Source organism: Pseudomonas sp. GNP012 (assembly GCF_054343835.1).
The window spans coordinates 2,297,840-2,316,253 of sequence record NZ_JBTGUU010000001.1; the positions used below are offsets into that span (position 1 = coordinate 2,297,840).

General features: G+C 57.9%; 20 protein-coding genes. 13 read left to right on the forward strand and 7 right to left on the reverse strand.

Annotated elements, in window-relative coordinates; all coding sequences use genetic code 11:
- Positions 1–20: 20 nt before the first annotated feature.
- On the reverse strand, positions 21–923 hold the full coding sequence (locus tag ACXX83_RS10265) for a LysR family transcriptional regulator (RefSeq protein WP_458548354.1): 903 nt from the start codon (positions 921–923) through the stop codon (positions 21–23).
- A 166-nt stretch (positions 924–1,089) separates the two neighbouring features.
- Here ACXX83_RS10265 and ACXX83_RS10270 point away from each other — a divergent pair, with 166 nt between their 5' ends.
- The 5 genes from ACXX83_RS10270 to ACXX83_RS10290 all read left to right on the forward strand — a co-directional run bounded on the left by ACXX83_RS10270 (position 1,090) and on the right by ACXX83_RS10290 (position 4,871).
- Complete coding sequence (locus tag ACXX83_RS10270; protein WP_007970831.1) at positions 1,090–1,287, forward strand: tautomerase family protein; 198 nt, start codon at positions 1,090–1,092, stop codon at positions 1,285–1,287.
- Between the two features lie 81 nt (positions 1,288–1,368).
- Positions 1,369–1,722 carry a putative quinol monooxygenase gene (locus ACXX83_RS10275; RefSeq protein WP_007970833.1) on the forward strand — a complete coding sequence of 118 codons (354 nt, stop codon included), beginning with the start codon at positions 1,369–1,371 and terminating at the stop codon, positions 1,720–1,722.
- 70 nt (positions 1,723–1,792) lie between these two features.
- Positions 1,793–2,407 carry a nitroreductase family protein gene (locus ACXX83_RS10280; RefSeq protein ID WP_458548356.1) on the forward strand — a complete coding sequence of 205 codons (615 nt, stop codon included), beginning with the start codon at positions 1,793–1,795 and terminating at the stop codon, positions 2,405–2,407.
- Positions 2,408–2,495: 88 nt separating this feature from the next.
- Complete coding sequence (locus ACXX83_RS10285) at positions 2,496–3,863, forward strand: MFS transporter (protein ID WP_458548357.1); 1,368 nt, start codon at positions 2,496–2,498, stop codon at positions 3,861–3,863.
- A gap of 54 nt (positions 3,864–3,917) precedes the next feature.
- Positions 3,918–4,871 carry an alpha/beta fold hydrolase gene (locus ACXX83_RS10290; protein ID WP_458548359.1) on the forward strand — a complete coding sequence of 318 codons (954 nt, stop codon included), beginning with the start codon at positions 3,918–3,920 and terminating at the stop codon, positions 4,869–4,871.
- 27 nt (positions 4,872–4,898) lie between these two features.
- On the opposite strand, the gene ACXX83_RS10295 is transcribed toward ACXX83_RS10290, so the two are convergent.
- Positions 4,899–5,798 carry a LysR family transcriptional regulator gene (locus ACXX83_RS10295; protein WP_458548361.1) on the reverse strand — a complete coding sequence of 300 codons (900 nt, stop codon included), beginning with the start codon at positions 5,796–5,798 and terminating at the stop codon, positions 4,899–4,901.
- Between the two features lie 109 nt (positions 5,799–5,907).
- Here ACXX83_RS10295 and ACXX83_RS10300 point away from each other — a divergent pair, with 109 nt between their 5' ends.
- Genes ACXX83_RS10300 through ACXX83_RS10315 form a run of 4 tightly spaced genes read left to right on the forward strand, consistent with a single transcriptional unit; the run spans position 5,908 to position 8,481 of the window.
- Positions 5,908–6,537, forward strand: a complete 630-nt coding sequence (locus tag ACXX83_RS10300; protein ID WP_458548363.1) for an NADPH-dependent F420 reductase — start codon at positions 5,908–5,910, stop codon at positions 6,535–6,537.
- A 19-nt stretch (positions 6,538–6,556) separates the two neighbouring features.
- A complete protein-coding gene (locus tag ACXX83_RS10305) occupies positions 6,557–7,378 on the forward strand; it encodes a DODA-type extradiol aromatic ring-opening family dioxygenase (protein WP_458548365.1) in 822 nt (273 codons plus the stop codon).
- A gap of 12 nt (positions 7,379–7,390) precedes the next feature.
- The gene (locus ACXX83_RS10310) at positions 7,391–8,062 is read left to right on the forward strand and encodes an alpha/beta hydrolase (protein WP_458548366.1); all 672 of its coding nucleotides are present in this window, start codon (positions 7,391–7,393) and stop codon (positions 8,060–8,062) included.
- Between the two features lie 17 nt (positions 8,063–8,079).
- Positions 8,080–8,481, forward strand: a complete 402-nt coding sequence (locus ACXX83_RS10315; protein WP_007970848.1) for a DoxX family protein — start codon at positions 8,080–8,082, stop codon at positions 8,479–8,481.
- Positions 8,482–8,558: 77 nt separating this feature from the next.
- On the opposite strand, the gene ACXX83_RS10320 is transcribed toward ACXX83_RS10315, so the two are convergent.
- A complete protein-coding gene (locus tag ACXX83_RS10320; RefSeq protein ID WP_217838418.1) occupies positions 8,559–9,440 on the reverse strand; it encodes a LysR family transcriptional regulator in 882 nt (293 codons plus the stop codon).
- Between the two features lie 157 nt (positions 9,441–9,597).
- Here ACXX83_RS10320 and ACXX83_RS10325 point away from each other — a divergent pair, with 157 nt between their 5' ends.
- From ACXX83_RS10325 to ACXX83_RS10340, 4 genes are read left to right on the forward strand one after another with little or no spacing between them, the layout of a single operon-like run.
- Positions 9,598–10,614 (forward strand): LLM class oxidoreductase, encoded by a 1,017-nt coding sequence (locus ACXX83_RS10325; RefSeq protein WP_217835185.1) that lies wholly within the window; start codon positions 9,598–9,600, stop codon positions 10,612–10,614.
- Positions 10,611–11,411 (forward strand): sugar phosphate isomerase/epimerase family protein, encoded by an 801-nt coding sequence (locus ACXX83_RS10330; protein WP_458548367.1) that lies wholly within the window; start codon positions 10,611–10,613, stop codon positions 11,409–11,411. The genes ACXX83_RS10325 and ACXX83_RS10330 overlap by 4 nt, the downstream gene beginning before the upstream one ends.
- 15 nt (positions 11,412–11,426) lie before the next feature.
- Positions 11,427–12,233, forward strand: a complete 807-nt coding sequence (locus ACXX83_RS10335; protein WP_458548368.1) for a sugar phosphate isomerase/epimerase family protein — start codon at positions 11,427–11,429, stop codon at positions 12,231–12,233.
- 44 nt (positions 12,234–12,277) lie between these two features.
- Positions 12,278–13,261, forward strand: a complete 984-nt coding sequence (locus ACXX83_RS10340) for an LLM class flavin-dependent oxidoreductase (protein WP_458548369.1) — start codon at positions 12,278–12,280, stop codon at positions 13,259–13,261.
- 56 nt (positions 13,262–13,317) lie between these two features.
- Here ACXX83_RS10340 and ACXX83_RS10345 read toward each other — a convergent pair whose 3' ends face one another.
- The 4 genes from ACXX83_RS10345 to salA all read right to left on the reverse strand — a co-directional run bounded on the left by ACXX83_RS10345 (position 13,318) and on the right by salA (position 18,293).
- Positions 13,318–14,769, reverse strand: coding sequence for an aldehyde dehydrogenase (locus ACXX83_RS10345; protein WP_458548370.1), 1,452 nt, complete (start codon positions 14,767–14,769; stop codon positions 13,318–13,320).
- 27 nt (positions 14,770–14,796) lie between these two features.
- Positions 14,797–15,942 (reverse strand): NAD(P)-dependent alcohol dehydrogenase, encoded by a 1,146-nt coding sequence (locus tag ACXX83_RS10350; protein ID WP_458548371.1) that lies wholly within the window; start codon positions 15,940–15,942, stop codon positions 14,797–14,799.
- 48 nt (positions 15,943–15,990) lie between these two features.
- Positions 15,991–16,929 carry a catechol 1,2-dioxygenase gene (gene catA / locus ACXX83_RS10355; protein ID WP_217835190.1) on the reverse strand — a complete coding sequence of 313 codons (939 nt, stop codon included), beginning with the start codon at positions 16,927–16,929 and terminating at the stop codon, positions 15,991–15,993.
- An 80-nt stretch (positions 16,930–17,009) separates the two neighbouring features.
- Complete coding sequence (gene salA / locus ACXX83_RS10360) at positions 17,010–18,293, reverse strand: salicylate 1-monooxygenase (protein ID WP_019689163.1); 1,284 nt, start codon at positions 18,291–18,293, stop codon at positions 17,010–17,012.
- Positions 18,294–18,414 lie beyond the last annotated feature (121 nt).

Consider the following 18,414-nt stretch of genomic DNA (forward strand, 5'->3'; position numbering starts at 1 on the left):
TTTCCGCTTATTGGACTACATCACTGCCAATGCTCACAGAGCCTGACCAACTCATCGACCACATACCTGACCTTCGGTCGCAGGTGAGACACCTTCGGCCACACGGCATGCACATCGACAGCTTCGGGTTCATACCCTTGCAGAACCTCCACCAGCCTGCCCGCCTGGATATCCTCCTGGAACAGGCTGCGTGGCATCTGGCACAAACCGGCGCCAGCGACCGCCGCGAGAATCATGGCTTCCCCATCGCCAATCTGATGGGTCGAAGGTGGCGCGTAACGTACGGTCTGCCCTGTCTGCATGACCCGCCACGACAGCGGCTGGCCGCGTCGATGCCCGACAATGCAACGGTGCTGGCTCAGGTCTTCCAGGGTCTGCGGGACGCCAAAGCGCATCAGATAGTCAGGTGAGGCACAAATGACCCAGCGTTGTCGGGTCAGGCGTCGCGCCACCAGACCGCTGGTGTCTTGCAGTTCTCCAAAGCGAACCAGTAAATCGATGCCTTCCTCGAAGGGGTCAACCAGGTGATCGGAGAACGTCAGGCTCAATTGCAAAGCCGGGTACTTGTTGGCGATCTCGAACAGCAATGGGGCCACGACCCGACGCCCGAATGCCACAGGAATGTCGACTCGCAGGCGTCCGGAGGGCTCGCCACCACCGGGCCCCAATCCGCTCTCTGCGGCACCGATTTCTTCAAGGGCGGAAGAACACGCAACGAAATAAGCCTCACCATCGGCGGTCAGGGAGATGCGACGCGTGGTGCGATGAAACAACTGTGTACCCAAGCGTTCTTCCAGGCGCGCAATGGCTTTGCCGACGGCGGATTTTGACACCCCGAGGCGCTCGGCAGCCTGGGTGAAGCTGATCGAACGCGCCGCCACGACGAAGGTGATGACTCCTTGAAACGATTCGATAGGGACCATGCCGATTCGCCAATTATAGAGTTTTGATCTACCCACATTATAGTTTTAGGCCGTTTATCGCCACTATTCGCAACAGTAAGATGAGTTCCAGCAATGTAACGGTGCAGTTCGTGATCGCACGTCGCGCACCTCTTCCCGATCATCAATGCCCAAAAAGGACATCATCATGCCCGTCGTACGTGTGAGCTGGTTCGAAGGTAAAGAACACGCGCAAAAAGCCGCTGTTGCCGCCGAGATCACCGAAAGCATCGTTAAGCACACCGGTACGGATGCCAATTACATCTACGTCATTTTCGAGGACGTCGCGGCTTCGGATTGGGCCGGTGCTGGCAAGCTGTTCGGGGACGCGCCCGAGAAATCCTGACCCCATCAGCATCGAATGCATCGGCTTGGCCAGCGATGCATCCTCAATGGCTTTATCAAGCCTCTGACGCAAGGGCTAACCATGCACTCCTATATTTCCTGCCTGTTCTCCCTCGCTGTAAAGCCCGAAGCGTTTGCGGAGTTCAAGGCACTGATCTCCAATATCGTGGCCGCCACCCGCACTGAGGCTGGCACGCTGGTTTACGAATACAGCGTCAACGAAGACAACAGCACCGTTCACATCCTCGAACGCTATAACGCCGACGCCATCGTCAGTCACGTAGACACCACCTTCGCCCCCTTCGGCAAACGTTTCCTTGAGTTGTGCACCATCAAAAGTCTGGTGGTCTACGGCACGCCGGATGCTGAAGTGCGCAAACGCCTGGATCCGTTCGGCGCGGTCTACATGACCCCTTTCGACGGCTTCAGTCGCTAATTACATTGACTGCGCACGCCGACGGTAACCGCCGTGGCTGCGCACACTCCCGCCCTGCACAGAGACCACCATGTCCGGTATTGCTGAAGTTATTAAGTCCCGAATTTCCGCCAACAGCTACGACACTGAACGTGAGTTGACCGACCAACAGGTCAGCGACCTGATCGATCTGGCTACGCACGCCCCTTCGGCCTTCAACCTCCAAAACTGGAAGTTCCTGGCCGTTCGCAGCAGTGAAGCCAAGGCACGGTTGCTGCCGCTGGCCTACGGCCAACAGAAAGTCATGGACGCCGCCGTGACCTTCATTGTCTGTGGCACCCTCAATCCCCATGAAACCCTGCCTTCAGCTCTGAAACCGACGCTGGACGCCGGCATTATCGACCAGTCGATCTACGACATGTGGCTGGGCGCCGCTCAAGGCATGTACCAGCTAAACCCGCAGTTGCAACGCGATGAGGCAATCCGCTCGGGCTCGCTGGCGGCCATGACCCTGATGCTCGCCGCCAAAGGTCAAGGCCTTGTTTCGACGCCCATGATCGGTTTCGACCAATCGGCAGTGGCACAAGCGTTCGGTCTTGGCGCGACGGAGATCCCGGTGATGTTGATCACCGTTGGCTACCCAGGCTCGGCCAACTGGCCTCAAAAGCCTCGCAAAGCTGTTAACGAAGTTCTGCAATTCGTGTAAGCCATGCTGCCAGTGCAGCCAGGCACTGCCTGGCTGCACTGGCATTTCATGATCAGCACGCGCCTACAATATGCCTGGACTTAAACCAGTGTCCGAAAAACCCATCTCACCCGCCTCGCTACGGGCGATCCTGATCGCCGCCTGTTTGGGATTCCTTGTCGTTCAACTCGATGTGAGTGTCGTCAACGTCGGCCTGGGCGCTCTCAAGACTGCTTTCGGTAGTGACCTCACAGGCCTGCAGTGGGTCATCAACAGCTACGCGTTGCCTTTTTCTGCCCTGCTCATCCTGGGGGGCGCCTGGGGCGACAAATGGGGAGCCAAATCCGTGTTTGCCGCGGGCTTCGCACTCTTTACGCTTGCCTCCATTGGCTGTGGTGCCGCCGCCAGCATGAGCATGCTGATCACCATGCGTATCGTGCAGGGCATTGGAGCGGCTTTTCTGATACCGACATCACTTACCCTGATTCGCGTGTCATTTCATGACACCGACTCGCGTCGTGCCGCTGTTGCACTTTGGGGTGCCTGTGGGGGTATCGCATTGGCTGCCGGTCCTGTGATTGGCGGTTTGATGATCGAGTACTTCGGCTGGCGAAGCGTATTTCTGCTGAATATTCCGATCGGCCTGCTGGCAGTCGGGCTGATTCTGCACTATGCCCCCGCCTCCCCTCGGGTTGATAAGCAGGTCGATTTGCCAGGGCAAATCAGTATCGCGATTTGCCTGGCGTCTCTGACCTATGGCTTGACCGAATCCAGCGCCAAAGGCTGGGCGAGCGAAACACTCACCGCATTGGCCATTGCCGCGATCAGTGCGGTGGCATTCATCCTGATCGAGCGTCGGGTTAAACATCCCATGCTGCCCCCCCGCCTGGCGAGGAACAAAGTGCTTGGGAGCATGGCGCTTGCAGGCGCTGCGATCAATTTGACGTTTTACGGGACGGTCTTTGTTTTCAGCATCTACTTTCAAGCCTTCCTGCACTACGACGCATTCAAAACCGGCTTGTCGTTTATCCCGCTGACAGCGGTGCTGACACTTTCCACGATGCTCTCATCGAGGTTCGCCCGGCGATTCAGTGCCACTCGCATTATCACGACGGGTTTCACGGTTCAGATCGTCGGGTTCATCGCGCTCTCGCAGACCACATCCAACAGCTCGCTCTGGCTGCTCAACGGTGCGTTGATGCTGGTGGGAATCGGTAGCGCCATGTCAGTACCGTTCATTACCAACTCGATGCTGTCCTCGGTCACGCAGCATGACGCGGGTATCGCCTCCGGCCTGATGGCCTCCGCCCGGCAACTGGGCGGCGTGATAGGTGTTGCTGTGTTCGGCACAATGATCGCTCATACGGACAAAACCGATTTTTCTGCAGGGCTTTCCAGCGCGATGCTGTTTTCAGCGTTGGTCCTGGCGCTTTGCATCGCGGTCAATCTGTATACGGCCACCGCTCGACGTCAATAGATCCCGGAGGGGGCTGCCCTCCGCGCCATTTCTTCAACCGGATTGGATTGCACTTTGAATTACCCACTGAACAATCAATCGCTGCTTTCACTGCTGGGCCAAAACTTCCACTTTCCCCATGAAATACCTGGCCAACCGGTTCGCGTTTCTGACTTTGATGGCCTGAAACTCAACAGCTTTGTCACCAGCGACGGGGTTAACCTCGCCTATTGGGAGGCCGGGGCTGGCACGCCGTTGATTTTCATCCCGGGATGGTCAGCCAACGGCGCCTTGTATTTCCACCTCATGCACATCCTCAGCCAGCATTATCACGTGTACGTGCTGGATGTCAGAAACCAGGGATTCTCTGAAAAGGTAGCCTTTGGCAACCGAATTTCCCGACATGCCATGGACGTAAAACAGTTTGCCGATCACCTGGGCGTGTCCGAAGCCGATTACTGCGGTTGGTCGATGGGGGCGTCGATCCTGTGGGCCTATATCGACCTGTTCGGCACACAAGGCATGCGTACGCTGAGCATCATTGACCAGGCACCCTCCGTTTATTGTCACGAAGACTGGACAGAACAGGAGCGACTGCAAGCCGGGGCGTTCACCACCTCGCCCGAGCGCATGATTGCGTCCTACGCCAAAGGAGCGCCCACCAATCAACTGATCAGCGCGACTCGGGTGCTGGAACGCGCCACTGCCCTGGACTCACCCTGGTTTCACAACGTAATAAGCCTGGCTCAGGCCGTTATGAAGGATGACATGGCGTTTATGGAACGCGTGCTGTTCGATCACGTCACCAACGATTGGCGGGATGTCATCCAGGCAAAGATTGATGTTCCTACCGCGATTTTCACTGGCGAATACAGCGACTGGCTGGACAGCCAGCGCTGGATGAATTCGGTCGTTGCGGGATCTGCGCTGCATGTGTACACCAAGGCCGAACAAGGCGATCACTTCCTGGCGCTGAAGAACCCGGAAAAGTTCACGGCCGACCTGCGAGGCTTTCTGGGTAAGTGCTGAGTCAGCCCCTGTCCGGAGAAATCCTCTCTACTGTTCCCATTGAGGATGGGCAAATCGCTCAGCCAGAAAGTTGATCAGCACCCGAACCTTGGTCGCCAAGTGCTTGCGGGTGGGATACACCACGTAGATACCCAGTTCGACGGACTGGTATTCGGGCAGGATCTCAACCAGGTCCCCCGCCCGCAAATCCTCGGCCACCATGAAGCTGGGCTGCAAGGCAATGCCGCCCCCCGCCAAGGCAATACTGCGACAGGTATCGCCATTGTTGCAGCGAACAATCGAGCGAGTACGAACATTTTCGCTGCCATCAGGCCCCATGAATTGCCATTCATTGCCGCTGGCGAAGTTGGTATAGGCAATCACTCCGTGCTCTGCCAGGTCTGCCAACGTGTGCACTTGTGGGTGGCTCGCCAGATAGTCGGGTGACGCACACAGGCACATCCGCGTGCCAGCCAGACGGCGCCCTATCAGTGAAGAGCTTTCCATGCGGGCAATACGAACAGCGGCATCGAAGCCCTCCTCCACAAGATCCACCAGTCTGTCGTTCAAGCTGATGTCCAACTCGACGTTGGGATACGCCTTCATGAAGTCGCCCCATAGCGGCGCCAAGTGCAGCACACCAAAACTGACCGGTGCATTCACCCGTAAAACGCCACTGGGTTCCGGAGCGGTGGACGATACGGCCTCCTCGGCCTGATCCATGAGCGCCAGGACTTCACGCGCCTGGTGGTAAAACTGACGCCCCTCCTCCGTCAATGAAAGCCGGCGGGTTGTGCGATGCAACAGCCGCGCACCGAGCCGTTCTTCCAGGCCGCTCACATAACGCGAAATGGCCGCCTTGGACATCTCCAGCGGTTCGGCCGCCCCGACAAAACTGCCTTTATCGACCACGGTGCAGAAAACCTGCATCTCCAGTGCTCTGTCCATCATTGTCTCGATAAGTGGAACGGTTAGTCGCATTTGGCCTTATTTATCTCGATTTCTCAATCTATAAACTGAGCCCATCGAAACGCACATCAACCTGAATGAGGCCGCGATGAAAATTACAGTAGTGGGTACCGGCAACATGGGTTCGGCGTTCGCCAAACAGTTGTCCAGTGTCGGCCATATCGTTCGAATCACCGGCCGCGACATCGACAAGGCCAACACCCTGGCCGCTCAGTTTGACAATGTCAGCGCTTATCCAGCTGCGAAGGCACTGGGTGACAGCGACGTCGTTGTCGTTGCAACTGCCTATGAAGACGCCGCCAAAGCCTTGCAAAGCCTGGGCGACCTGACGGGCAAGGTGGTTATAGACATCACCAACCCACTGAGCGCCGACTATATGTCGCTGACTCTCGGTCACGTGACGAGCGCTGGCGAAGAGATTGCCAAAGCAGTACCTCAAGCCCAAGTCGTCAAAGCGTTCAACACGCTGTTTGCCCAAGTGCTTGCCGATGGTCCGACATTCGCCAATGACCAACGCGGCAGTGTGTTTGTCGCCAGCGACAGCGAGCGCGCCAAGCAGACCGCGAACACCCTGGCACACAGCCTTGGCTGGGACACGGTGGACGCGGGCGCACTGATCAATGCCCGCTACCTGGAGCCATTGGCAGGTCTGAACATCTACCTCGGTTATGGCGCCGGCCTAGGCACTTCCATCGCCCCTTCCTGGCTTAACAAGTAATCCGTGGGGAGCATTCACTATGAACACGTCGTTCCCCCTGTTGTTTGTGTCTCACGGTGCACCACTGTTTGCCATCGAGCCTGGTCTGGCGGGTCAACGTCTGGCCGAACTCGGTCGCAAGCTGCCGCGACCTGACGCCATCGTGATCATCTCCCCGCATTGGATGACCCGCGGCGAAATCAGCGTTACAGCGAGCACCGCCCCTGAAACCATTCACGATTTCGGCGGATTTCCCGACGCCTTATACCAGCTGCGCTACCCCGCACCGGGTGCTCCGGCCCTCGCCGCTCATATCGTGGGTCTGCTACAGAATGCCGGATGGAGATCTCGGCTTGACGCCCGTCGAGGTCTGGACCACGGCGCCTGGGTGCCTCTGCTTTATCTGGCGCCTGAAGCCGACATTCCCATCGTTCAGGTCTCGATGCCTGCCGGCCTTGACACTTACCAGGCCTGGAAATTGGGCAAAGCCCTCACGCCACTGCGCAAGATGAACGTGTTGATCGTGGCTTCCGGAAGTCTGACCCATAACTTGTATGAGTTTCGGGGGGCTGCCAGCCATGAGGCTGACTACGTGAAAGCGTTCGCTGCCTGGACAGCCCAAAACCTGCAGGCGGGCAACACCGATTTGCTACTGGACTATAGGCAGCACGCCCCTTCAGCCGAACGCGCCCACCCGACGGATGAACATTTTTTGCCGTTGCTCATCGCCCTTGGTGCGGCGGGTGAACGATATGAAACGCGTGTCTTGGAAGGCGGCGTGAGCTACGGAGTGCTGGCAATGGACAGCTACCTGTTTACCTCGAACGACAATGATGGATCTGAATCCATTCAAACTAGTTAAGGCGCACAGACTATGGTTGACACGATTTTTTCTGACGCTGCCCGCGAACCGCAAACGGGCCTGTTTTTCCGCAAAGGGTGCGGTACTTCGGCGCCCAAGGGCCGCCTGGTTTTGCTGCATGGCGTTGGTTCAAACGAAGCGAATCTTGCCTCATTGGCCGCATCGTTGCCCGAGGAGCTGGAGGTGATTCTGCTTCGCGGTCCGCTGCAAGTCGGCCCACAGGGCTTCGCCTGGTATCAGGTGAACTTCACCAGCAACGGCCCTTCGTTCAATCAAGAGCAAGCAGAGTCAAGCCGGCAACTGCTGCAACGCTTTATCGAAGCACTGCCCAAGTTGCCGACCGTGATCGCCGGCTTCAGCCAGGGCGGCATCATGAGCGCGAGCCTTGGGGTCACCGAGCCCGAATTGGTTGCCGGTTTCGCAATTTTAAGCGGACGAATGCTGCGTGAACTTGATCCTCGGATCGCTTCCACCGAGCGACTCAAGTCGGTCAGCGCGTTCATTGCCCATGGGCTGCAGGACAACGTCCTACCAGTGACTTGGGCGAAAGAATCGGACGCCTGGCTGAGTCGAATCGGTGTCGCCCACGAAACGCATTTTTACGACATGGCCCACGAGATCATCGCTGAAGAACTGGCGGATTTTTCGCAATGGCTGAACCACACGCTGTCTCTCTCCAAGTAAAAAAAAGGAACTGCACCATGATCGATTCACGTACCGCTCCGTATGCCGCACTCGTTATGCGCCTGGCCCTTGGCATCATGTTCATTGCTCACGGCCTGACCAAGGTGCTGGTGTTCACCCCCGCTGGCACCGCAGGTTTTTTTGAGTCCATTGGTTTCCCGGGTTTCCTGGCGTACCCGGTCATGGCCTTTGAAGTCATCGGCGGCTTGATGCTGGTGCTGGGTGTCTACGCACGCTGGGTGGCCGCGCTGGCGGTGGTTCAACTGGTCGTGGCCGCTACCGTCCACTTCGGTAATGGCTGGAGCTTCACTAACGCCAATGGCGGCTGGGAATATCCTGTCTACCTGGCGGCAACAGCTCTGGTTGTCGCGTTGCTGGGCGACGGCGCCATGGCGACAAAAGCATCCAGCAACGCGTAAGTTACTGCTGGCTCAACACCCACCGACGCCCTGCCCCGGAGCGTCGGTGGTTTTCGTTTGAGCTCAGCCGTAAGTCATCACGTTAGGCGCGATGTCATGAAGCTCACGAACGCCTTTATCTTGGGCAACGGATGGCGACTCGATGGCCAGAGAATGCTGAACGTGCGGTGGTCGCGAACGTAGCGATCCAGTACCGGCACCAATCGTCCTTCAGCAATCGCGTCCTCGACGAAAAAATCAGGGAGACAGGCGATTCCCAGCCCCGCCTCAGCCATTGCCATCAACGGTTCAATTGCGTTGGCGGTAGCTGACTGTCCCAGTTCAACACTGGTCTGCCCCTTTTTCGTCACCAGAGGCCAGGGGTCGAGTTTACCGCTGGTGGGAAATCGGTAACGCAGACATGAATGGCTGGACAGTTCCGAGGGTCGTGAAGGAACACCTCGCAGTGAAAGATATGCAGCAGATGCCACCAGGCGGTGACTGTAGCCGTTGAGCTTGCGCATCATCAGTCGCGAGTCTTCAACTTCACCGATCCGCATCACGGCATCGAAACCCTCCTCGATCACGTTGACCAACCGATCACTGAACTCCAGTTCCAGCTCCACGTCGGGATATGCCTGCTGAAACGCAATCAAGTGAGGCATCAGCCTCATCCCCAGCTGCGGCAAACCGAGGCGCAACTTTCCCTGGGGTTTACCGGCAGCCTGAGTGATCTCCCGTTTGGCGACTTCATATTCGGCAAATATTCGATGGCAGCGCTCCAGAAACAGGCTGCCCTCGGACGTCAGGGTGATGGCCCGCGTGGATCGATGAAACAGCCTCACACCCAGTTCTTCCTCCAGTCGCGCAACCGCCTTGCCAACGGCAGATGACGACACGCCGGTTCTGCGCCCGGCTTCGGTAAAGCTGCGGGTTTGCGCGGCATGAACGAACGCGCCGAGCGCTCCAAAATGATCCATGGTCACCTCAGTGTATTTGAGCGTTGTATTCGTAAATGATCGGAATTTCATCCTGTTTTTCTTTCCAATCATACAACTTATAGTCACCGCCATTGTGACTTCACCCGCTCTATCGCACCGCGAAGTTAACGTCATCTGACTACATGAGAGACCTCGAATGATTTCGATGCCTTCCCCCATTGAACTCGCACCGGCGCTCAAACAGCACCCCGGCTTCGCGAGGGTTTTTCAACCCGGCCATTTGACCTTCGGTTTTATTGCACCGCTGGAAAGCTACCCCGATAGCCCGGGCCCGACCCTGCAGGATCACGCGCAGTTAGCTCATAAGGTTGACGAAGCGGGGTTTTCCGCTATCTGGCTACGGGACGTGCCCTTTTACGATCCGAACTTCGGTGACGTGGGGCAAATTCTTGATCCGTTGGTCTATGCCGGTTTCCTCGCTGCAGTGACCAAGCAGATAGCCATCGGTACTGCCGGAATTGTCCTGCCCCTGCGCGATCCGTTGATTGTTGCCAAGCAGGCCGCGAGTATCGATCAACTGCTGGGGGGACGATTTATTCTGGGCCTGGCCACAGGCGATCGGCCGGTGGAATACCCGGCCTTCGGACTCGACTTCGGCAATCGCGCAGAGCGTTTCCGTGATGCGCTCGCAATCATTCGTGCCGCTTCGGAAACGCACTGGGCCGTGCACCCGTCTCGGTTTTATGGCCAGTTGAATGGAGACATCGACCTCGTTCCCAAACCAGTGGGCTCGCGCATGCCAACCCTTATCATTGGTCAGGCCGGCCAGTCGTTTGAGTGGGTTGGCAAAAACAGTGACGGCATCCTCTCCTACATTTCCAACCCAGCCTTGATTCCCCAGATCATCGAGCGGTGGCGTGCAGCCTGCGGCGACAACGTCTACAAGCCCTATGGCTACGGCACTCTGTTCGACCTGGACCGAGATCCGAACCATCCCCTCCAGACTGGGCGCGTGTTGCGTGCCGGACGTAACGCGCTGATCGAACATTGGAAACGTCAACAGGACCAAGGCGTCAGTCACGTAGCCCTGCACTTCAAACCTCAACGACGCCACGCCTCGGAAGTCATCGACGAGCTAGGCGAATACCTCTTGCCGCACTTTCCAAGTGCGTCCTTACCCGCCAAACCAACTACAGCGCAGACCCACTCATGAATCGTCCTTTGCATCACATGGATTTCATTTTTCAGACAGCCTTGGGGACCTATCCCCTGGCGGCGCAGTGCGAGATGCTCGCCGAGCTTGGCTACCAGGGATTGACGATGTCTGCCTGGAGTAACGATTTGAAGTCGATCGCCCAGGTCAAACCCACCTGGGGCCTGGACGTCGGTGCGGTCTACCTGATTTATCGCAGGGGCCTGGAATCGTTTGTGACCAACCTGTTCGAGACTATCGAGGGCTGCACCACCATCGAACTGGCCCTGCACTCCGGCGACGAAGTCACCAACTTCGACCGCCAAATGATCCAGCGCCTACTCCCGATCTGCGAGCGCCGAGGCCTGGAGATCAGCCTGTATCCGCACGCCCGCTACGGCATGCAGACGACCACCGAGGCAGTGGCCCTTTGCAGGGAGTTCAACCATCCACGACTCAACATCGTGTTCAACGGGTATCACTGGTACGCGACTGAAGAACAGGCCCTGGAGCAGCGCCTTGATGCGATGTGGCCTTGGCTGAAACAGGTGAACATCGCTGGCACTCGACGCTCCCCGCTCGGATGGGGCGGCCTTGCAACCATCGAACCGCTCGATGAGGGGGAAATGGACAACTTCGTGTTGCTGGGCGCGCTCGAACGGCGTGGCTTTGACGGACGGTTTGGCGTGCTCGGCTGGGAAAGCATGGGCGGCGATGTCTACGGCAACCTGCGCCGATCGGCCACCGCCTTTCGGTCCATGGAACAACGGTTGGCTGCCCACCCCGAGTGGGCTGTCGTGACCGACTCGCCCCGCTGAGCCAGGAGATAAATCATGGCTCATCGCATCCATGCACTCGATTCCTTCTTCTACTCATCGATGGGCGTATACGCCTTTCAGACACAGTGCGAAATGTTGGCCGAGATCGGCTACGACGGCATCACTGTCGCCGCTTGGGGCGGCACACCACTGACGGACCTCAGCCTGTTGCCCAGCGTCCGGGAAAACCATGGTCTGCACATCGAAGGCCTTTACGTGGTGCTACATGAGGGGCGTAACGATGCCCTGATACGGCGCATCGTCGAAACCGTCGAGGGTGTAGAGCTGATCGAGTTGGCGATTCAGACCACAGTCAATGGCGCCCAAGCCATTCTGCGGTTTATCGAGTCGCTGCTGCCCATTGCCGAGCGGCGCGGATTACGGATCGCCTTGTATCCGCATCTTCATCATGTCACCCAGACCACTACGCAAGTCGTGCAAATTTGCGAGCTCTTCGCTAACCCACGCCTGGGGGCCTCGTTCAATGGTTATCACTGGTACGCCAGTCAGGAAGGCGAATTGGAACTGCGCCTTGCGGCGATGAAACCCTGGCTCATGCAAGTGGTGACCTCTGGCAGTGCACTTTCGCAGTTGGGCTGGGGCGGCGTGGCGACCATGGAGCCAGTCGACCGCGGGGAGATGGACAACTTCGCCCTGATCGCCGCACTGAATCGTGTGGGGTACACCGGCAGCATCGGCGTGCTCGGCTGGGACTACGGGGGGGACATTTACCTCAAGCTCCAACGCTGCCTGGCGACGCTACGTGAAATCGATCAACGCCTGGATTGCCATCCGTCCTGGTCAGAGTTCCCACTGAAGTAGCGGATTGCTGCGTTACAAACCTAACCTTCAAAACGGAATATGCAATGACAGCCCTTTCTGTGCTTGACCTCATGATGATCGGCGAAGGCAAAACTTTCGCCCATACGCTAGAAGAAGCCGCCACTCTGGCGCGACACGTGGAAGCCCACGGCTACAAACGCTATTGGATCGCCGAGCACCACGACCTACCGGGGATTGCCTCTTCGGCAACCACCTTGCTCATCCAGCATCTCGCTGCGGCAACCAGCACCCTGCGTATCGGTTCCGGTGGAATCATGCTACCCAACCACTCGCCTCTGATAGTGGCGGAGCAGTTTGGGACATTGAATACCTTGTTTCCCGGTCGCATCGATTTGGGCATTGGCAGAGCACCGGGGTCGGCAGGGCTGGCTATTCGTGCCATGCGCGGTGATGCCTCCGAGCGAGACTTTACCCAGGATATCAAGCAATTGACTGACTACCTGGCGGACAACGGAAATCAGCCGGTTCGTGCAATCCCTGAAACCCATGACGTTCCGCTATGGCTGCTAGGTTCGAGCCTCAACAGTGCGGATCTCGCTGCAAAAATGGGACTCCCCTACGCCTTCGCTTCACATTTTGCGCCTCGATTCCTGATGCAGGCCATCGCGCACTATCGCGCCTCGTTCCGGCCCTCGATGTTGCTTGAGCGCCCCTATGTCATCGCTGGCGCCAATGTCTTCGCGGCCCCCTCACGCGCCGAAGCTGAGTATCAGGCGAGTTCGCATCGGCATTGGGTAAGCAATTTGTACGCGGGAAAAGCAGGAGCTCTGCCGCGTCCACAAGAGGGTTTTATGGAAAGGCTCGCCGACGTGGACCGCCACAATCTGGCGCAGGCCATGGCTTGCACCGCGGTAGGCGACCAAGATGATGTTTCAAGTTGGCTGCGCCAGTTCATCGCGACCACCGAGGCAGACGAGATCATAATTGATGCGCGGATTTATGATCCTGAAGCCCGCTCCCGCTCCTATCAACTGGCGGCTGAATCCATCTCCGACCTGCTTGATTGAAGTCCCTGCGTCACGTGATCGAAAAAAAACCGGCGCATTACGCGCCGGTTTCAATCCTAGAATGGATAAGGCTGGTTGGAGGGTTCGACCGTGACCCACTTGACCTCGGTAAACTCCTCGATGACTGCGCTGCCATCGAAGCGGCCGTAACCGCTCTTCTTCATTCCACCATACGGGGCCTGCGGTTCGTTTTGCACGGTGGCGCCATTGATGTGTACACAGCCGGCATCCAGTCGGCCGGCCAATTCCAATGCCCGTGTCACATCGCGACTGAAGATAGAAGAGGAAAGACCGTAGGCAGTGTCGTTGGCGACCACCAGCGCTTCCTCGGCTCCCTTCACTCGCACGATCGTCGTCACGGGACCAAAGGTCTCTTCGTCGTAAATCGACATCTCACGGGTAACCCGATCGACCAGCGTCGGGCCCATCAAGGCATTTTCGGCCAGGCCGCCAGCCACGATGACAGCGCCCTTGCCGATGGCGTCGTCGAGTAAATGATTGATCCGCTGTACCGAGCCTTGGCCGATCATCGGGCCTATCACGCAACTTGGCGACGTCGATGGAACGCCCGTTTCCAGCGACTTTACGCGTTCTGCAAAACGAGAAACGAATTGCTCGGCAACCGCTTCATCGACCACGAAACGCTCGGTCGACATGCAGATTTGACCCTGATAAAGGAAGGCTCCGAAAACGGCCGCGTTGACTGCTCCGTCGATATCCGCATCGTCCAGAACAACAAAAGGTGCTTTACCACCCAGTTCCAGGAGGCAGCGCTTGAGATGACTGGCGCACGTCTGGGCGATCATGCGGCCAACCTTGGTCGAACCGGTGAAATTCACTCGACGCACAACGTCATGAGCGACCAGTGCTTCAGTCACCGCAGACGCGTCTTCTGGCGCGCTGATCAGAAAGTTCAATACCCCCGCCGGCAAACCGGCATCGTAAAAGGCTTCGGCCAGCAACGCATGCGTACGTGGGCTGCTTTCAGAACCCTTGAAGATTACCGTATTGCCACACGCCAGTGGGTAGGCAATAGCCCGTGCGCCAAGAATGACCGGCCCGTTCCAAGGCACGATACTCAGTACGGCGCCCACCGGTTGGCGCAACGTCATCGACAGTGCGCCGGGCTTGTCGGTAGGTATGGTTTCGCCTTTGATTTGTGTGGTCAGGGCTGCAGCTTCACGCAGCAGGTTGGCCGATGCTCCCACGTTGAATTGTGCCCAGAGTTGCGAAGCGCCAATCTCCTCGGCCATGACCGAGCAGAACTGCGCCATTTTCGATTCCAGGGCATCGGCTGCCGCTAGCAATATACGGCGGCGTTCGGTTGGCCCGGTTTTTGACCATGTTTGAAAAGCGCGCTGGGAAGACTCGGCAGCACGGATGGCATCCTCGACGCTGCAGGCTGCACCTACACTCACGGTCGCGGCACTGAGCGGATCGATGCGCTGGAAAGTCTTGCCATTGGAGGCGTCGAGCTTTTGATTGTCTATTACGATTTGAACGGTCATTGCTGGTTCCTTGGCAGATCGAAAAAGTTAGACCGAAGCAGGGACTGGCATACGGAGAATCGGTTTGATGGTGATACCGCGCTCGCTATCGGCCATCGCCTGGTTCACCTCATCGAACTCATAAAACTTGCATAGCTTGTCGAAGGGGAATCGGCCCTGCAGGAACAGATCAACCAGCTTCGGAATAAAGGCATTGGCAACGACATCGCCTTGCACGATGCCCATGATGCGTTTGCCGGGAATCATCACGTCGTTGATATTAAAGGCGACCTCGGTACCAACTTTGGTAGCGCCGACAATGCCACAGGTGCCAAGCGTTGCGACTGAGTCGATCGCCTGGCGCAACACCTCGGAGCGACCGGAGCATTCAAGGCTGTAATTGACACCACCCTGGGTGATGGCCTGAATGCGTTGAACCGGGTCCTCTTCGCGACTATTGATGACATGGGTCGCTCCCAGTTCGAGAGCCAGTTCCAGTCGACTGGGAGTGACGTCCACAGCAATGATGGTCGTAGCGCCAGCGACCTTCGCTGCCATTACCGCCGCCAGCCCGACCGCGCCTGCACCAAAGGCGGCGAAGCTCGATCCTGCCTCAACCCTGAGTGCGTTGAGCACTGATCCAGCGCCCGTCTGAATACCACAACCCAGCGGCCCCAAGAGTTCCAATGGTGCCAGCTTTGGGACTTTGACGACGTTTCGCTCATTGGCGATTGTGTAAGTGGAAAACGAGGATTGGCCAAAGAAATGGTCGTGGATGGCATGGTCGCTGCCACATGCGCAAGCAGAGGTGGTGCCATCTAGTCGGCCACCACCAAAGTTCAACGGGTGCATGTGTGTGCAGTGCGCCGGGTGGCCCGTTTCGCAAGGCAGGCAAAGACCGCAGGACATGTACGTCATGACCACGTGATCGCCCGGTTGTACCGTCGTCACGGCAGAACCGACTGCATTGACGACACCGGCACCTTCATGACCGAGAATAATGGGCAGAGGAGTGGGAAACAGCTGATCACGCACCACCATGTCAGTGTGGCAAACACCTGTAGCGACCACACGCACGCGCACTTCGGTTGGCCGAGGAGCCTCGAGCAAGACATCCTCAATTTGCAAAGGGGCTCCCGAGGTACGCAATACTGCGGCACGGATTTTCATCGATTGTGCATCAGTCCGGGACATCGTTGTCTCCTTGAAGTGGTTCGTCGACGTCGAGTGAACATCGGTTGGTCAAGCAGACTGCAACGCGCGCGGGCGTTGGCTGCGATGGGTTGCTTGTTCGCTGGCGGCCGGACGCAGGCTGAAATTGAAAGTCATCTCGGCGAAGCGCCCTGCCACTCCCATGGCGGCAGCTCGTTCCTCGTCTTCCACAAAGCGAACTTCACCGATCAATCCGTCACGCGTCGCATAGGCGAAGTCGTCCCACAGGTACTTGTCATTGGACAGATTGATCTGGGTGGTCAGATGTTCATGCCCAGGGGCAGAAATGAAGAAATGGATATGCGCGGGTCGCTGACCGTGGCGGCCCAAGTGATCGAGGCATTCCTGAGTCGGGCCGGCTGGATCGCAACCGTAGCCCGAAGGCACGATGCTGCGAGCCCGGTAGCATCCATTGGCGTCCGTGAGAATCCGGCGACGCAAGTTGAATTCAGACTGGCTTTTGTCGAAGTAGGAGTAGTTGCCCTGGGTGTTGGCTTGCCACAAATCCACGGTGGCCCCAGCGATCGGCTGACCGTTCAGGTCGGTTACACGCCCTTCCAGAAACATCACCGTTGCTGTGCCATCCTCGGTCCCATCATCCATTCGAGTCTGGTACTCACATAGTGGGGCACCGGCGACATACAACGGGCCTTCGATTGTCCGTGGGGTGCCACCGGTACGACCCGCTTCGGCGTCTCTGGCATCGGCCAGCAGATCAAGGAAGTGTTCGATGCCAAGCCCGGCGACCAGCAAACCTGCTTCGTTTTTGGCGCCCAGGCGGTTGACGTAGTCCACCGCGCCCCAGAATTCATCGTCGCTGATCTGCAGATCTTCGATCACTCGGGCGACTTCCTGCAGCAACCGCAAGACGATCTGCTTGTGGCGCGGATCGCCTGCATTGTTGTCCAGCCCAGAGGCTTCTCGGAAGAATTGCTGCAATTGCGGCAGTTGAGAAATTTTCACTGTCATTTCGATTCACCTGATCTTATTGGTATCCACCCACGAAGAGAGCCGCTCGGTGCTCCCTCCGCGCGTGTCGGTTCAAATCATTAGGCGACCGCTCGCCAGCCCAACTGGGCACGGGCCTCTTGAAGGTCGGACTGCATGTCGTGATTCCATAGCCAGTCGAAACGCTCGGCGAGGGTTTTGCTCAGCAGTTGTTCGTCATCGGCCACCGCTGGATCACGCATTTCATACAGCTCACCGGCTTCCCAGGAGGTACGCTGCACACGGCAGGCACGGGGACGACGGATGGCGTCGTAGGCTTCGAGCACCGCCTGTGGCTGGCTGTCCAGGACCTGTGGATCGGCCAGCAATCGCGCCAGAAGCCAGGCGTCTTCCAGGCCCTGACCTGCTCCAGCGCCCTGGTGTGGCAACATCGCATGCGCAGCATCGCCGATCAGTCCCACGCGGCCGTGCACGTAACCTGGCAACTCATCGAGTTCATGCAACGCCCAAAGCGTGGGGGACGGAATGCATTCGAGCAGAACCCGAGCAGCGTCTCCCCAATGGTTGAAGGCAGAAAGCATTTCTTCCTGGCTGGCATTGCGTACCCACGGAGCATCGCTAGGCCAGGTTGGATCGGGGCGGCTGCGATCGGAAATAAACGCCACAACGTTGATGAGCCGGCCTTGTTTGACGGGGAACGTGAGGATATGTGCATCAAGCCCCAGGTACATCTGCGGGACGTCGATCAAGTGTTCATCGACACCCCGGGCGCGGTAGGCCGCGCGCAACTGTTGACTGTCGATCATCCCGCGATAGGCGCAGGTACCACTGAAACGCGGCGCCACCAGGGGTTGGCCAAGACCGTTGAGCACATGATCACGAATCGATGACTTGATACCGTCCGCGGCGATCAACAGGTCGCAGCGATGCTCAGTGCCATCGGTGAACACTACGCGAGCCTGTTCGGCATCCTGCTCCACGCTGACGGCGCGCTTGCCGAATTGAGCGATTCCGTCCGGCAACTGGCTGGCCAGCGCATCGAGGAAGTCGGCACGGTGTACCGATGACTGCCCTACCCCTTCGGCCAGGCTTGCGCCCAGATAACCGGCATCTTCACCACGACGCCATTCGAACCAGATGTCCTGCCAGGGATCCTGCGTCTGGTCGGCAATCTTGCGGTAAGGTTCGGCAATACCCAGGCCCGCAATGGCGCGAACGGCATTGGCGCCGAACGAGACACCCGCTCCGACCTCGCCAAAGGCAGGCGCCGATTCGAATAATTGCACGTCGAGGTGGGAATGACGGCAAAGGTCCAAGGCCAGAGCGACGCCGGCGATACCGCCGCCAACAATGCCGATTTGCAGTTTGGATTGAGAAGTACGCATAGCAAGTTACCCATGAGGCTGATTGTTATTGGAGTAAGCAAATCATCGCCATCCGAGCGCTATTGATAAATACCGCAACCCCCATACTTCCCATCATGGGTGTGAATATTACTCGCCAGGT

What these genes read in the sequence shown, in the direction of transcription:
- ACXX83_RS10265 (WP_458548354.1), bottom strand. Translation starts at nt 923, where the DNA reads ATGGTCCCTATCGAATCGTTTCAAGGAGTCATCACCTTCGTCGTGGCG.
- ACXX83_RS10270 (WP_007970831.1), top strand. Translation starts at nt 1,090, where the DNA reads ATGCCCGTCGTACGTGTGAGCTGGTTCGAAGGTAAAGAACACGCGCAA.
- ACXX83_RS10275 (WP_007970833.1), top strand. Translation starts at nt 1,369, where the DNA reads ATGCACTCCTATATTTCCTGCCTGTTCTCCCTCGCTGTAAAGCCCGAA.
- ACXX83_RS10280 (WP_458548356.1), top strand. Translation starts at nt 1,793, where the DNA reads ATGTCCGGTATTGCTGAAGTTATTAAGTCCCGAATTTCCGCCAACAGC.
- ACXX83_RS10295 (WP_458548361.1), bottom strand. Translation starts at nt 5,798, where the DNA reads ATGGACAGAGCACTGGAGATGCAGGTTTTCTGCACCGTGGTCGATAAA.
- ACXX83_RS10300 (WP_458548363.1), top strand. Translation starts at nt 5,908, where the DNA reads ATGAAAATTACAGTAGTGGGTACCGGCAACATGGGTTCGGCGTTCGCC.
- ACXX83_RS10305 (WP_458548365.1), top strand. Translation starts at nt 6,557, where the DNA reads ATGAACACGTCGTTCCCCCTGTTGTTTGTGTCTCACGGTGCACCACTG.
- ACXX83_RS10310 (WP_458548366.1), top strand. Translation starts at nt 7,391, where the DNA reads ATGGTTGACACGATTTTTTCTGACGCTGCCCGCGAACCGCAAACGGGC.
- ACXX83_RS10315 (WP_007970848.1), top strand. Translation starts at nt 8,080, where the DNA reads ATGATCGATTCACGTACCGCTCCGTATGCCGCACTCGTTATGCGCCTG.
- ACXX83_RS10320 (WP_217838418.1), bottom strand. Translation starts at nt 9,440, where the DNA reads ATGGATCATTTTGGAGCGCTCGGCGCGTTCGTTCATGCCGCGCAAACC.
- ACXX83_RS10325 (WP_217835185.1), top strand. Translation starts at nt 9,598, where the DNA reads ATGATTTCGATGCCTTCCCCCATTGAACTCGCACCGGCGCTCAAACAG.
- ACXX83_RS10330 (WP_458548367.1), top strand. Translation starts at nt 10,611, where the DNA reads ATGAATCGTCCTTTGCATCACATGGATTTCATTTTTCAGACAGCCTTG.
- ACXX83_RS10335 (WP_458548368.1), top strand. Translation starts at nt 11,427, where the DNA reads ATGGCTCATCGCATCCATGCACTCGATTCCTTCTTCTACTCATCGATG.
- ACXX83_RS10340 (WP_458548369.1), top strand. Translation starts at nt 12,278, where the DNA reads ATGACAGCCCTTTCTGTGCTTGACCTCATGATGATCGGCGAAGGCAAA.
- ACXX83_RS10345 (WP_458548370.1), bottom strand. Translation starts at nt 14,769, where the DNA reads ATGACCGTTCAAATCGTAATAGACAATCAAAAGCTCGACGCCTCCAAT.
- ACXX83_RS10350 (WP_458548371.1), bottom strand. Translation starts at nt 15,942, where the DNA reads ATGTCCCGGACTGATGCACAATCGATGAAAATCCGTGCCGCAGTATTG.
- catA (WP_217835190.1), bottom strand. Translation starts at nt 16,929, where the DNA reads ATGACAGTGAAAATTTCTCAACTGCCGCAATTGCAGCAATTCTTCCGA.
- salA (WP_019689163.1), bottom strand. Translation starts at nt 18,293, where the DNA reads ATGCGTACTTCTCAATCCAAACTGCAAATCGGCATTGTTGGCGGCGGT.